This window comes from Providencia sp. PROV004 (assembly GCF_011045615.1).
In the GTDB taxonomy this organism is placed as follows: domain Bacteria; phylum Pseudomonadota; class Gammaproteobacteria; order Enterobacterales; family Enterobacteriaceae; genus Providencia; species Providencia rettgeri.
In genome coordinates this window covers 3488903-3502837 of record NZ_CP042859.1, presented here as the reverse complement: position 1 = coordinate 3502837, position 13935 = coordinate 3488903, and the positions used below count along the sequence as shown (strand labels likewise).

Below are 13935 nucleotides of genomic sequence, written 5' to 3'. Positions count from 1 at the left end.
GCTTTATTTTCTAGCTTTTAACCTGTTTTATTTACCGAGCTTACCTTTTAGGAAGCTAACAATATTTTCTAAACCAACAAGTTCTTTATCATCACTTCGGCGTGATTTATATTCAATTTGGTTGTTGTCTAAGTTACGGTCACCAATAACGATAGTATATGGAACACCAATCAGCTCCATATCGGCAAACATCACACCAGGGCGCTCTTTACGGTCATCGAAAATCACATCAATACCGTTTGCTTTTAAGTCAGTGTAAAGTTTTTCTGCAACCTCTTTAACACGATAAGATTTGTGCATATTCATTGGTAAAATAGCCACTTGGAACGGAGCAATTGCATCCGGCCAAATAATTCCTCGGTCATCATGGCTTTGTTCAATGGCAGCGGCAACAATACGCGTTACACCAATACCATAACAACCCATGGTGACGATTTGGTTATGGCCATCTTCATTTTGGACTGATGCTTTCATTGCTTCTGAGTATTTAGTGCCTAATTGGAAAATGTGGCCAACTTCGATACCGCGTTTAATTTGTAGTACGCCTTTACCATCAGGGCTTGGGTCGCCTTCAACAACGTTACGTAAATCAAAAGCTTCTGGTAACGCTAAATCACGTTCCCAGTTGATGCCAAAATAGTGTTTGCCATCAATATTTGCGCCAGCACCAAAGTCGCTCATTACTGCAACGCTACGGTCGATAACAATCGGTAGAGGCATATTGACAGGGCCTAAAGAACCTGGGCCTGCATTCACCGCATTTCTGATTTCAGCTTCAGTGGCAAATTCTAATGGGCTAGCCACTAAAGGGTGTTTTTCTGCTTTGATTTCATTTAATTCATGGTCGCCACGAATTAATAAAGCGACTAAAGTGTGCCCTGAATCTTTTTTCGCGTGGACAATCAATGTCTTAACAGTTTTCTCAACAGGTAAATTGAATTGTTCGACAAGCTCTGCAATTGTTTTTGCATTTGGCGTATCAACAAGCCGCATTTCTTCTGTTGGAGCGCCACGAGGTGTTGTTGGTGCTAATGCTTCTGCGAATTCAATGTTAGCAGCATAATCAGATTCGGTAGAGAAAATAACGTCATCTTCACCATTTTTTGCTAATACTTGGAATTCGTGGGATGCGCTACCACCGATAGAGCCTGTATCAGCTTGAACAGCACGAAAATCAAAACCAATCCGCGTGAAAATTTTGCTGTAGGCTTCGTACATTGTATCGTAGGTTTCTTGCAATGATTCTTGGCTAGTGTGGAAAGAGTATGCATCTTTCATGATAAATTCACGTGAACGCATCACACCAAAACGTGGGCGAACTTCATCACGGAATTTGGTTTGAATTTGGAATAAATTCAATGGTAGTTGTTTGTAAGACGTAATTTCGTTACGCACTAAATCGGTGATCACTTCTTCATGGGTTGGGCCGAGAACAAACGGGCGCTCACCACGGTCAACAAAACGCAGCAATTCAGGGCCATACTGTTCCCAACGTCCACTTTCTTGCCATAAATCTGCAGGTTGGACGACGGGTAAAGATACCTCTATAGCGCCTGCATTTTCCATTTCTTCACGAACGATGGTTTCTACTTTTCGCAGAACACGCACACCAGTGGGTAACCAGTCATACAGACCAGAGGCAAGTTTACGGATCATTCCTGCACGCAGCATCAGCTGATGGCTGATAACTTCTGCATCCGCAGGGGTCTCTTTTAGAGTTGAGAGCAGATATTTGCTAGTACGCATTGTATAGGTTCCATTAGAACAACAAGTTATGGCAAACGACTTATTTGCCAAGGTATATAGTGAGCTAGTCTACCAGTGACGAAGACTTGTCAAAAGGGGTTAAGGTGATTTTTCGTATGGTTCAATAGCGAATACTTCAGTCACACCATCAATTACTCGCCAACGAATATTAAAATCTAATAAATGGACTGCATAGTCACGTATTTCAGTAGATTGTTTTTTATATGCAGGGCGAGGGTCTTGCATTAAAACTTGTGAAATAAATTGTTTAATACCCGGGTACTGACTTTGATAAGTATTTAATACAGTTTCTGTATGTGGGGTAAATATAACCGGCATATTATCTGAAGGTGTTTCTTGCGCATACCCTGCAGTTGCAGTAGGTATTGCCTCAGCGAAAGGTAAATAAGGTTTTATATCGATAACTGGGGTGCCATCAACCAAATCAAGACTACCAAGCTCAAGGATCACTTGGTTATTTTTTATTGTTATTTCATGTAATTCAACAAGTGACATACCTATTGGGTTTGGTCTAAATGTTGAACGGGTTGCGAAAACACCCATTTTATCATTGCCTCCTAGCCTTGGAGGACGCACTAGTGGCTTCCAGCCATTTTCCATCGTTTGATGAAAAATGAATAAAACCCAAACGTGGCTAAATTGATTGAGACCTCGGACTGCATTTGGCTCGTTAAATGGAGAATTTAGATGTAAGCGTCCCGCACCTCCCTGAACAAGTCCAGGTTGGCGAGGGATCGCAAACTTTTCTTTATAAGGTGATTCAATGTGCCCAATAACATTAAACTGAAAAGATTGCATAAGATACTTATTCAACAATTTTTAATGCACTGCCTTCGCAAATAGTTGCCTGGTAACAACCTGGGGAGGTCATAGTTTGGCACTGGTGTAAAAGTACTGCATCAGCCGCAATATAGGCAGCCTGTGATAACATACTGTTTTTTGCGGTATTCAAATTTGCCGGAGGGCTTTGAACACTTTCTCGACAAGATTCCCCAGAAACAACACCTAAATCTTTGAAAGGCATCCCTAATAATTCTTCTGGACTATTCATTAATTTAACGTTTGCAGTGTTTGGTTTTGTCTCACTCGGTACAGGTTTAGACAATTTCATACTAGTGAAACCTTTATTTTGCCCTGGACTCGTGTATTGGTTAATTCCACACCCGGCTAACAAAAATGTCACCAAAGTGAGCAATAACAGTCTCATAATTATACCTTTCTTATATTATTCAAAATAATGCCGTTGTTTTATAGTCTATAAATTACAAAAAATACTAGACGGCGTTAAGCCGTCTAGTATTTTAATCGTTTTTTAAATAATAAAAAAGATTACCAGCCTTTAACTGCACCACCATCGAAGACTTCGTTAGCTTTATTTGCCACTTCATCTGATTGATATGCTTGAATAAATTTCTTCACATTTTCGCTATCTTTATTATCTTCACGAGCAACAATAATATTTACGTAAGGAGAATCTTTATCTTCAACAAATAAACCATCTTTTGCTGGGGTTAATTTAGGTGTAGCACTACTCGCCCAAGTAGTATTGATGATCGCTAAGGCAATTTTTTGGTCATCTAAAGCACGAGGTAATTGAGGTGCTTCTAACTCAACAAATTTCAGGTCTTTCGGGTTTTCAACCACATCTAAAACCGTTGGCATTAAACCTGTACCATCTTTTAATTTAATTAAACCTTGTTGTTGTAATAACAGTAATGAACGGCCTAAGTTAGTTGGGTCATTTGGTAACGCAATTTGTGAACCATCTGCAAGTTCATCAACTGACTTAATCTTTTTAGAGTAAGCCGCAATTGGATAAATAAAAGTATTTCCAACAGGGACTAATTTATAGTTACGGTCTTTAATTTGCTGATCAAGATAAGGCTTGTGCTGGAATGCGTTCGCATCGATATCGCCTTTACTTAATGCTTCGTTTGGTAAGACGAAGTCATTAAATGAAACAAGCTCAACATTTAAACCGTATTTTTCTTTAGCTACTTTTTGCGCGACTTCAGCAACTTCTAATTCTTTGCCCATGATCACACCAACTTTAATGCTGTTAGCATCTTTCTCTTTTTCACCACAACCAGTGAGAACGAGTGTGCCTAATAGCGCGCCGACAACTGCGATAGATTTTAATTTAATAGACATTGGTTTACCCCTTTAAAACGGACTTTATAAGCACCTCAACGGCGCCGCTATTTTACTAACTATCGATGTGAAACTTTTTTCATTAAATACTCGCCACCAAACTGAATTAGATTTACTAAAATGACAAGTAGAACAATAACGGTATTCATCACAACAGGGTTATAGGTTTGATAACCATATTGTAGTGCGATTTGGCCTAAACCACCGGCACCAACTGCACCACCCATTGCAGAATATCCGACTAACATAATTAACGTGATAGTGGCTGCATTAATTAAACTTGGCAATGCTTCAGGGATTAAAATCTTACGAATAATCTGAAGTGGAGTTGCCCCCATTGCACGAGCTGATTCAATTAAACCACTTGGAATTTCTAATAACGCATTTTCAACCATACGAGCAATAAATGGTGCGGCCCCAATAGTTAAAGGCACGATAGCTGCTTTTAAACCAATGGTGGTACCAACAAGAAACGACGTTAATGGAATAATCCAAACTAGCAAAATAATAAACGGTACTGAACGGAAAATATTAACAACAACCGCAAGAGCACGATATAAGCCAACATTTTCCATAACTTGATCTTTGCGCGTAATATAGAGCAACACGCCTAAAGGTAAACCTAAAACAAAACCTAAAAAGCCGGAAACAAAGGTCATTGTGATAGTGTCAATTGTGCCGTTAATCAGCAGATAAATCATTCTCTCAGACATAACCCAAAACCTCTACTTTCACGTGGTGCTCTTTCAAAAATGCAATTGTGGACTCAACGCCACCATTGATGCCATGTAGCTCTGCTAGCATCACACCAAATTTCACGCCGCCAGCGTAGTCAATTTGTGAACTTAAAATATTAATATCAATATCAAACTTACGTACTGCCATTGAAATTAAAGGTGCATCAACAGACTGCCCTGTAAATTCGAGCTTAAGTAATGGAGATAGGTCTTGACCTGGTTCTGTTTTCAATCGTTCTTTATAATCATCTGGAATATCAATGACTAATGTTGACTGTATAAATGCTTGAGCGACAGGTGTTTTTGGGTGAGAGAATACTTCGCTCACTTTATCTTGCTCGATTAATTGACCACCACTTATTACTGCAACTTGGTCACAAATACGTTTTACAACATCCATTTCGTGAGTAATTAATAAGATAGTTAGTCCTAATCGGCGGTTAATATCTTTCAACAATTCTAAAATTGAACGAGTTGTCGCCGGGTCTAATGCACTTGTAGCTTCGTCACATAGCAATACTTTAGGGGAATTAGCTAATGCGCGAGCTATAGCTACACGTTGTTTTTGTCCGCCGGATAAATTCGCAGGATAAGCATCTTTCTTTTCACTTAAACCAACTAAATCTAGTAATTCATTCACACGCTCTTTAATTTTTTCTTTAGGCGTATTATCAAGCTCTAAAGGTAGAGCAACGTTATCAAAAACAGTGCGTGAAGATAACAAGTTAAAATGTTGAAAAATCATGCCAATGCCGCGACGTGCTCTCGTCAAGGTTTTTTCAGTCATCGACGTTAAATCTTGCCCATCAACAATAACTTGGCCTGAAGTTGGGCGCTCAAGCATATTTACGCAACGAATAAGCGTACTTTTACCTGCACCTGAAGCACCAATAACGCCATAGATCTGACCAGCAGGCACATGCAAGCTAATATCAGTAAGTGCTTGAATGTTACGGCTTCCTTGCTGGAAAACTTTATTAATATTTGAGAGCTTTATCATTTATAGTTTCTAACTTTATCTGAATTGTTTTTAGATAGTGTATCTAATAAGGTTGGATGTTAAGGCGTCTAGACGTCTAAGTCAATAAAGATTGTTCTATTTATTCTATTCTCCTTTTATTTCTTTTCATGAGATACTAAAAAAATACTAAATTTTAGGAGCAAACAGGTGAGTAACGGGATCCCAGCAGTCTTTTTAGATAGAGATGGAACAATTAATATCGATCATGGCTATGTGCATAAAATTGATGACTTCGAATTTATCGAAGGGTCAATTGAAGCAATGCTTGAATTAAAAAAGATGGGCTATGCATTAGTTATCGTAACCAACCAGTCAGGTATTGGTCGGGGAATTTATACAGAAGACCAGTTTATGCAACTAACAGAATGGATGGATTGGTCATTAGCAGATCGCGGTATTGACTTAGACGGTATTTATTTTTGCCCCCATCATACGGAAGCTACAGTAGAAGAATATCGCCAAGACTGTAATTGTCGTAAACCAAAACCTGGAATGCTATTAGATGCACAAGACTTTTTAAAGATAGATATGGCTTCATCCATTATGGTCGGTGACAAACTGGCTGATATGTTAGCAGGTAAAGGTGCTAACGTCGGTACGACCGTATTAGTAAAAAGTGGCGAGCCAGTCACAGATGAGGCAATTAATAATGCAGATCTTGTTATTAATAGTATTGCCGAACTGCCAGAAGCACTAAAAAGAATCAAAAAGTAGTCGTTTTGTGTGGTAAATAGGCAGTTAGAAAAAAAATGTAAAAAAACACTTGCCAGATTTTTCTGACTCCCTATAATGCGCCACCACTGACCGGGAACAAGACAACGCAAAGCGCGATGAACACTGAAACGGCAGCGAGAGATTCTGAAAAGAAAAAGCAAAAAATTGCTTGACTCTCACAGAGGAAAACGTATTATACGCCTCCTCGCGACAACGACCTCGAAGTCGAAAATCAAAAGATTTAGTCGCAACGCTCTTTAACAATTTATCAGACAATCTGTGTGGGCACTCACAGGACACTATCAAAAAATATTTGATTTTAAGTCTTGAAGAGTGACTAACACGTTAATTCATATATATGAACTAATAGGTAATTTGGTTTCTTCGGAAATCAAACGACAGTAAACATTCTTTGAGCATCAAGCTTTTTAATTGAAGAGTTTGATCATGGCTCAGATTGAACGCTGGCGGCAGGCCTAACACATGCAAGTCGAGCGGTAACAGGGGAAGCTTGCTTCTCGCTGACGAGCGGCGGACGGGTGAGTAATGTATGGGGATCTGCCCGATAGAGGGGGATAACTACTGGAAACGGTAGCTAATACCGCATAATCTCTCAGGAGCAAAGCAGGGGAACTTCGGTCCTTGCGCTATCGGATGAACCCATATGGGATTAGCTAGTAGGTGAGGTAATGGCTCACCTAGGCGACGATCCCTAGCTGGTCTGAGAGGATGATCAGCCACACTGGGACTGAGACACGGCCCAGACTCCTACGGGAGGCAGCAGTGGGGAATATTGCACAATGGGCGCAAGCCTGATGCAGCCATGCCGCGTGTATGAAGAAGGCCCTAGGGTTGTAAAGTACTTTCAGTCGGGAGGAAGGCGTTGATGCTAATATCATCAACGATTGACGTTACCGACAGAAGAAGCACCGGCTAACTCCGTGCCAGCAGCCGCGGTAATACGGAGGGTGCAAGCGTTAATCGGAATTACTGGGCGTAAAGCGCACGCAGGCGGTTGATTAAGTTAGATGTGAAATCCCCGGGCTTAACCTGGGAATGGCATCTAAGACTGGTCAGCTAGAGTCTTGTAGAGGGGGGTAGAATTCCATGTGTAGCGGTGAAATGCGTAGAGATGTGGAGGAATACCGGTGGCGAAGGCGGCCCCCTGGACAAAGACTGACGCTCAGGTGCGAAAGCGTGGGGAGCAAACAGGATTAGATACCCTGGTAGTCCACGCTGTAAACGATGTCGATTTGAAGGTTGTTCCCTTGAGGAGTGGCTTTCGGAGCTAACGCGTTAAATCGATCGCCTGGGGAGTACGGCCGCAAGGTTAAAACTCAAATGAATTGACGGGGGCCCGCACAAGCGGTGGAGCATGTGGTTTAATTCGATGCAACGCGAAGAACCTTACCTACTCTTGACATCCAGAGAACTTAGCAGAGATGCTTTGGTGCCTTCGGGAACTCTGAGACAGGTGCTGCATGGCTGTCGTCAGCTCGTGTTGTGAAATGTTGGGTTAAGTCCCGCAACGAGCGCAACCCTTATCCTTTGTTGCCAGCGATTCGGTCGGGAACTCAAAGGAGACTGCCGGTGATAAACCGGAGGAAGGTGGGGATGACGTCAAGTCATCATGGCCCTTACGAGTAGGGCTACACACGTGCTACAATGGCGTATACAAAGAGAAGCGACCTCGCGAGAGCAAGCGGAACTCATAAAGTGCGTCGTAGTCCGGATTGGAGTCTGCAACTCGACTCCATGAAGTCGGAATCGCTAGTAATCGTAGATCAGAATGCTACGGTGAATACGTTCCCGGGCCTTGTACACACCGCCCGTCACACCATGGGAGTGGGTTGCAAAAGAAGTAGGTAGCTTAACCTTCGGGAGGGCGCTTACCACTTTGTGATTCATGACTGGGGTGAAGTCGTAACAAGGTAACCGTAGGGGAACCTGCGGTTGGATCACCTCCTTACCATTGAAGTGTTTTTGTGAAGTGCTCACACAGATTGTCTGATGAAATAGAGTAGCGGTATCGATAGGCTTGTAGCTCAGGTGGTTAGAGCGCACCCCTGATAAGGGTGAGGTCGGTGGTTCAAGTCCACTCAGGCCTACCAAAATCGAATTGATGCGTCGTTATAACCTAGCTCGTTTACCTAGCGTAAACGTCGCCATGTTATGCCTTGCCTAAATTCGATTTATAACTAATTTCTTTCATAAAAAGAAACGATACCGAAAAATACCTTTATGGGGCTATAGCTCAGCTGGGAGAGCGCCTGCCTTGCACGCAGGAGGTCAGCGGTTCGATCCCGCTTAGCTCCACCATAAATTTTTCTGATTATTCAGAATAGATTAGTGAAATAGTCTATTGCGAATAATTATGCTCTTTAACAATCTGGAACAAGCTGAAAATTGAAAACAACGCACATTGTTTATCGCTTAAACAATGTGAGAGTCTCTCAAAAATCTCAACTTGAATAGTGTACTTTGAACTATCGAGTCGACGAGCGACATGAGTTCAAGGCAGCCCGCGCACAGCAAGCGCAGCGTACTTAACGTACGTGAGCATTGCGCGCACGGACTAACGCCGAAATCATGAAGCACAGTCACTCGTTGTAAGAAGACACCTTCGGGTTGTGAGGTTAAGCGACTAAGCGTACACGGTGGATGCCTAGGCAATCAGAGGCGATGAAGGACGTGCTAATCTGCGATAAGCGTCGGTAAGGTGATATGAACCGTGATAACCGACGATTTCCGAATGGGGAAACCCAGTGCAATTCGTTGCACTATCGTTTGATGAATACATAGTCAAACGAAGCGAACCGGGGGAACTGAAACATCTCAGTACCCCGAGGAAAAGAAATCAACCGAGATTCCCCTAGTAGCGGCGAGCGAACGGGGAGCAGCCCAGAGTCTTAATCAACATTAGCATCAGGAGAACGGTCTGGAAAGGCCGGCAGTAAAGGGTGATAGCCCCGTATCCGAAGGTGTTAGTGTTGTGAACTCGACGAGTAGGGCGGGACACGTGTTATCCTGTCTGAATATGGGGGGACCATCCTCCAAGGCTAAATACTCCTGATTGACCGATAGTGAACCAGTACCGTGAGGGAAAGGCGAAAAGAACCCCGGCGAGGGGAGTGAAATAGAACCTGAAACCGTGTACGTACAAGCAGTGGGAGCCCCACCACCAAAGCATTTTCTGGTGTTGAGGACAACTTTGAAGTGACATTCAACACGCGTTGGCGGAGCGTTTTTTGCGACGCCCAACACACAAAACAAGCAGTGAATGTGCTTTGGGGTGGGGTGACTGCGTACCTTTTGTATAATGGGTCAGCGACTTATATTCTGTAGCAAGGTTAACCGTATAGGGGAGCCGTAGGGAAACCGAGTCTTAACTGGGCGAATAAGTTGCAGGGTATAGACCCGAAACCCGGTGATCTAGCCATGGGCAGGTTGAAGGTTGGGTAACACTAACTGGAGGACCGAACCGACTAATGTTGAAAAATTAGCGGATGACTTGTGGCTGGGGGTGAAAGGCCAATCAAACCGGGAGATAGCTGGTTCTCCCCGAAAGCTATTTAGGTAGCGCCTCGTGAACTCATCTTCGGGGGTAGAGCACTGTTTCGACTAGGGGGTCATCCCGACTTACCAACTCGATGCAAACTACGAATACCGAAGAATGTTATCACGGGAGACACACGGCGGGTGCTAACGTTCGTCGTGAAGAGGGAAACAACCCAGACCGCCAGCTAAGGTCCCAAAGTCATAGTTAAGTGGGAAACGAAGTGGGAAGGCTCAGACAGCCAGGATGTTGGCTTAGAAGCAGCCATCATTTAAAGAAAGCGTAATAGCTCACTGGTCGAGTCGGCCTGCGCGGAAGATGTAACGGGGCTAAACTATGCACCGAAGCTGCGGCAGCGATATGTAAATATTGTTGGGTAGGGGAGCGTTCTGTAAGCCTGTGAAGGTGTACTGTGAGGTATGCTGGAGGTATCAGAAGTGCGAATGCTGACATAAGTAACGATAATGCGGGTGAAAAACCCGCACGCCGGAAGACCAAGGGTTCCTGTCCAACGTTAATCGGGGCAGGGTGAGTCGACCCCTAAGGCGAGGCAGAAATGCGTAGTCGATGGGAAACGGGTTAATATTCCCGTACTGGTGATAATTGCGATGGGGGGACGGAGAAGGCTAGGCTATCCGGGCGACGGTTGTCCCGGTTTAAGGATGTAGGCAGGTGAATTAGGCAAATCCGGTTCACTATATGCTGAGGTCCGACGACGAGTCACTACGGTGATGAAGTAGCTCATGCCCCGCTTCCAGGAAAAGCCTCTAAGCTCTAGATTATCATTAATCGTACCCCAAACCGACACAGGTGGTCAGGTAGAGAATACTCAGGCGCTTGAGAGAACTCGGGTGAAGGAACTAGGCAAAATGGTGCCGTAACTTCGGGAGAAGGCACGCTGGCGCTAGGTGAAGTCCCTCGCGGATGGAGCTGAAGCCAGTCGCAGATACCAGCTGGCTGCAACTGTTTATTAAAAACACAGCACTGTGCAAACACGAAAGTGGACGTATACGGTGTGACGCCTGCCCGGTGCTGGAAGGTTAATTGATGGGGTTATCCGTAAGGAGAAGCTCTTGATCGAAGCCCCAGTAAACGGCGGCCGTAACTATAACGGTCCTAAGGTAGCGAAATTCCTTGTCGGGTAAGTTCCGACCTGCACGAATGGCGTAATGATGGCCAGGCTGTCTCCACCCGAGACTCAGTGAAATTGAACTCGCTGTGAAGATGCAGTGTACCCGCGGCAAGACGGAAAGACCCCGTGAACCTTTACTATAGCTTGACACTGAACATTGAGCCTTGATGTGTAGGATAGGTGGGAGGCTTTGAAGTGTGGACGCCAGTCTGCATGGAGCCAACCTTGAAATACCACCCTTTAATGTTTGATGTTCTAACGTAGCCCCGTTATCCGGGGTGCGGACAGTGTCTGGTGGGTAGTTTGACTGGGGCGGTCTCCTCCCAAAGAGTAACGGAGGAGCACGAAGGTTGGCTAAGCATGGTCGGACATCATGCGGTTAGTGCAAAGGCATAAGCCAGCTTGACTGCGAGAGTGACGGCTCGAGCAGGTACGAAAGTAGGTCTTAGTGATCCGGTGGTTCTGAATGGAAGGGCCATCGCTCAACGGATAAAAGGTACTCCGGGGATAACAGGCTGATACCGCCCAAGAGTTCATATCGACGGCGGTGTTTGGCACCTCGATGTCGGCTCATCACATCCTGGGGCTGAAGTAGGTCCCAAGGGTACGGCTGTTCGCCGTTTAAAGTGGTACGCGAGCTGGGTTTAGAACGTCGTGAGACAGTTCGGTCCCTATCTGCCGTGGGCGTTGGAAGATTGAAAGGGGCTGCTCCTAGTACGAGAGGACCGGAGTGGACGCACCACTGGTGTTCGGGTTGTCATGCCAATGGCATTGCCCGGTAGCTAAGTGCGGAAGAGATAACCGCTGAAAGCATCTAAGCGGGAAACTTGCCTTGAGATGAGTCTTCCCTGACCCTTAAAGGGTCCTAAAGGAACGTTTAAGACTAAGACGTTGATAGGTTGGGTGTGTAAGCGTAGCGATACGTTGAGCTAACCAATACTAATGAACCGTGAGGCTTAACCTGACAACACCGAAGGTGTTTTAGAGAGATTATGTTGATTCAATAAGCGTGAGAAGCCGAGAGGTGAAGGACACAGCAGCTTGTTCGAGATTAATGTTCTGGTTTAGTGCACGAAAGTGAGATTAAACGGGAACACACAGAATTTGTCTGGCGGCAATAGCGCGGTGGTCCCACCTGACCCCATGCCGAACTCAGCAGTGAAACGCCGTAGCGCCGATGGTAGTGTGGGGTCTCCCCATGTGAGAGTAGGGAACTGCCAGACATTAATTAAAGGTTTATTGCTCAATTAGCGGTAAACAGCCGAAAGGCAAAAGAATAAGTGGAGCGGTAGTTCAGTTGGTTAGAATACCTGCCTGTCACGCAGGGGGTCGCGGGTTCGAGTCCCGTCCGTTCCGCCACTTATCGAAGCCTCGTGATGAAAATCGCGAGGCTTTTTTGTATTGATAACATACTGAATTTTATCGATAATGCCTATTTTAGGTTAACCGATATTAATATCAAAAATACGTTTTAAAGCTTTTTTACCATTGGAAGTAAAAGTAATTTCTCTATAGCCTTTTGCTTTATCTATCCATCTATTTTTTTCAAAGAATTGTAGTAGCAAGGCTCCTGCAAGTCCTCCTAGGTGCATACGCCTTTCACTCCAATCCAAGCAAGCGCATGCTATTTTTCGTTTTGTATGAGGAATAATATCTATCCCAAATTTTTTAAATTGCGCCATACCAATATCTGATAACTTGTTTTCTTTAGCGGTAAACCAACCATTTTTATCCATAAATTCGTAGATCTGAACAGCAACTTCCCCTGCTAAGTGATCATAGCAAGTACGTGCTTTTCGCAGATGAATAGGTGTTGCTATTGTTGGGGTATACTCTAATTTAATGGATACCCCCATTAATGTTTCTAATAATTCGGCAATATCTGAGCCTGCAAGTCGGTAATACCGGTGCCTTCCTTGAGATAGACAGCTAATTAAGTGGCTATTTAATAGCTTAGTGAGGTGTGCGCTCGTTGTTGATGGTGCTATATCTGCAACTGCACTTAATTCTGTTGCTGTCCATGCCCTACCATCCATTAATGCACACAAAATGCTGACTCTTGAAGGGTCAGCAATCGCAAATGCAATTTTTGCGATAGATTTCTCTAATGGTTCTTTTTCTTCAATGAGAATACTATTTTTGCTTGGTATCATATGGTAGGTTTTCCCACTTCTTTGTAACTTCAGTAGTTAATATATTATTGTCTGTTATTAATATTAGCCTGTTATTATGGTCGCTATATTGGACTAAGATATTAATTTGGTGGCGTGCAAGCAGAGAAACAATTTCTCCAAGTTCGCCTGGGCGTTCTTGTTTTAATTTGCGGATCACAGGTTTTGAAATACTTTCAATCTTCAGCCCTACTGTAGCCAGAGCATTGCTTGCTTTTTCTGGCTGGGTGACGAGAAAGTGAGCATGGCTTTTTCCTTCGATAGAAAAAACACCACCACCTTCAAGGCCAATACCATGTTTCCCTAATGTTGTCGCCAATAGTGCTAAAGCACCCACTTGGTTTTCAATAATCACATGAATATCATACATTAAAATTATCCTCTTTATTGAATGAGTAATCCTTTAGGGTATTAGCAATTCGAATTCTATAATGAGAAAAAATGGTTTGTTGTCCTTCAACTTGTGCTTCAATATGCATGAAATGTTTTTTCCAATTTTTTACGGCTTCTTCTGTTTCCCACCACGAAAGTGAGAGAATTTTTCCTTCAGTGGTTATACTTTGAAAACGTTCAACCGAAATAAACCCTTCTATGCGCATAAGTTCAGATTTTAGTTGACCGGCTAGTTCAAAATAACGATTTTTTTGTTCTGGTACTGGGATGGCTTCGAAAATCACTGCGATCAT

Annotated in this window: 10 protein-coding genes, 3 tRNA genes and 3 rRNA genes; 7 read left to right on the top strand and 9 right to left on the bottom strand. The window is 43.6% G+C overall.

Features of this window, described 5'->3' with window-relative positions; all coding sequences use genetic code 11:
* Positions 1–27 precede the first annotated feature (27 nt).
* From proS to metN, 6 genes are all read right to left on the bottom strand, one after another.
* Positions 28–1746, bottom strand: coding sequence for a proline--tRNA ligase (proS, locus tag FVA69_RS16015; RefSeq protein WP_004908825.1), 1719 nt, complete (start codon positions 1744–1746; stop codon positions 28–30).
* Between the two features lie 99 nt (positions 1747–1845).
* Positions 1846–2565 carry a tRNA (N6-threonylcarbamoyladenosine(37)-N6)-methyltransferase TrmO gene (gene tsaA, locus FVA69_RS16010; RefSeq protein WP_164529098.1) on the bottom strand — a complete coding sequence of 240 codons (720 nt, stop codon included), beginning with the start codon at positions 2563–2565 and terminating at the stop codon, positions 1846–1848.
* 7 nt (positions 2566–2572) lie between these two features.
* Positions 2573–2974, bottom strand: a complete 402-nt coding sequence (rcsF, locus tag FVA69_RS16005) for an Rcs stress response system protein RcsF (protein ID WP_004908829.1) — start codon at positions 2972–2974, stop codon at positions 2573–2575.
* Between the two features lie 122 nt (positions 2975–3096).
* A complete protein-coding gene (locus FVA69_RS16000) occupies positions 3097–3918 on the bottom strand; it encodes a MetQ/NlpA family lipoprotein (RefSeq protein ID WP_004257378.1) in 822 nt (273 codons plus the stop codon).
* Between the two features lie 59 nt (positions 3919–3977).
* Complete coding sequence (metI, locus tag FVA69_RS15995) at positions 3978–4631, bottom strand: methionine ABC transporter permease MetI (protein WP_004257375.1); 654 nt, start codon at positions 4629–4631, stop codon at positions 3978–3980.
* A complete protein-coding gene (metN, locus tag FVA69_RS15990; protein WP_004915275.1) occupies positions 4624–5655 on the bottom strand; it encodes a methionine ABC transporter ATP-binding protein MetN in 1032 nt (343 codons plus the stop codon). Before metN ends, metI begins: the two co-directional genes overlap by 8 nt.
* A 168-nt stretch (positions 5656–5823) precedes the next feature.
* Between metN and gmhB the strand changes: the two genes are divergently transcribed.
* From gmhB to FVA69_RS15955, 7 genes are all read left to right on the top strand, one after another.
* Positions 5824–6390 carry a D-glycero-beta-D-manno-heptose 1,7-bisphosphate 7-phosphatase gene (gene gmhB / locus FVA69_RS15985; RefSeq protein WP_004915273.1) on the top strand — a complete coding sequence of 189 codons (567 nt, stop codon included), beginning with the start codon at positions 5824–5826 and terminating at the stop codon, positions 6388–6390.
* Between the two features lie 429 nt (positions 6391–6819).
* Positions 6820–8359 (top strand): 16S ribosomal RNA (locus FVA69_RS15980).
* 65 nt (positions 8360–8424) lie between these two features.
* Positions 8425–8501: transfer RNA gene (locus tag FVA69_RS15975), tRNA-Ile, on the top strand.
* Between the two features lie 132 nt (positions 8502–8633).
* Positions 8634–8709, top strand: a tRNA-Ala gene (locus FVA69_RS15970).
* A gap of 315 nt (positions 8710–9024) precedes the next feature.
* A 23S ribosomal RNA gene (locus FVA69_RS15965) occupies positions 9025–12042 on the top strand.
* 143 nt (positions 12043–12185) lie between these two features.
* A 5S ribosomal RNA gene (gene rrf, locus FVA69_RS15960) occupies positions 12186–12301 on the top strand.
* Together the 16S, 23S and 5S rRNA genes with 3 tRNA genes alongside form the textbook arrangement of a ribosomal RNA operon.
* A 59-nt stretch (positions 12302–12360) precedes the next feature.
* A tRNA-Asp gene (locus FVA69_RS15955) sits at positions 12361–12437 on the top strand.
* An 83-nt stretch (positions 12438–12520) separates the two neighbouring features.
* Here FVA69_RS15955 and FVA69_RS15950 read toward each other — a convergent pair.
* The 3 genes from FVA69_RS15950 to FVA69_RS15940 are packed head-to-tail and all read right to left on the bottom strand — an operon-like array spanning position 12521 to position 13935.
* Positions 12521–13231 (bottom strand): ArsR/SmtB family transcription factor, encoded by a 711-nt coding sequence (locus tag FVA69_RS15950; protein ID WP_123382167.1) that lies wholly within the window; start codon positions 13229–13231, stop codon positions 12521–12523.
* Positions 13212–13619, bottom strand: a complete 408-nt coding sequence (locus FVA69_RS15945; protein WP_109913267.1) for an amino acid-binding protein — start codon at positions 13617–13619, stop codon at positions 13212–13214. The genes FVA69_RS15950 and FVA69_RS15945 overlap by 20 nt, the downstream gene beginning before the upstream one ends.
* Positions 13612–13935 carry an antibiotic biosynthesis monooxygenase family protein gene (locus tag FVA69_RS15940; protein WP_109913268.1) on the bottom strand — a complete coding sequence of 108 codons (324 nt, stop codon included), beginning with the start codon at positions 13933–13935 and terminating at the stop codon, positions 13612–13614. Before FVA69_RS15940 ends, FVA69_RS15945 begins: the two co-directional genes overlap by 8 nt.

What these genes read in the sequence shown, in the direction of transcription:
- proS (WP_004908825.1), bottom strand. Translation starts at nt 1,746, where the DNA reads ATGCGTACTAGCAAATATCTGCTCTCAACTCTAAAAGAGACCCCTGCG.
- tsaA (WP_164529098.1), bottom strand. Translation starts at nt 2,565, where the DNA reads ATGCAATCTTTTCAGTTTAATGTTATTGGGCACATTGAATCACCTTAT.
- rcsF (WP_004908829.1), bottom strand. Translation starts at nt 2,974, where the DNA reads ATGAGACTGTTATTGCTCACTTTGGTGACATTTTTGTTAGCCGGGTGT.
- FVA69_RS16000 (WP_004257378.1), bottom strand. Translation starts at nt 3,918, where the DNA reads ATGTCTATTAAATTAAAATCTATCGCAGTTGTCGGCGCGCTATTAGGC.
- metI (WP_004257375.1), bottom strand. Translation starts at nt 4,631, where the DNA reads ATGTCTGAGAGAATGATTTATCTGCTGATTAACGGCACAATTGACACT.
- metN (WP_004915275.1), bottom strand. Translation starts at nt 5,655, where the DNA reads ATGATAAAGCTCTCAAATATTAATAAAGTTTTCCAGCAAGGAAGCCGT.
- FVA69_RS15950 (WP_123382167.1), bottom strand. Translation starts at nt 13,231, where the DNA reads ATGATACCAAGCAAAAATAGTATTCTCATTGAAGAAAAAGAACCATTA.
- FVA69_RS15945 (WP_109913267.1), bottom strand. Translation starts at nt 13,619, where the DNA reads ATGTATGATATTCATGTGATTATTGAAAACCAAGTGGGTGCTTTAGCA.
- FVA69_RS15940 (WP_109913268.1), bottom strand. Translation starts at nt 13,935, where the DNA reads ATGATCGCAGTGATTTTCGAAGCCATCCCAGTACCAGAACAAAAAAAT.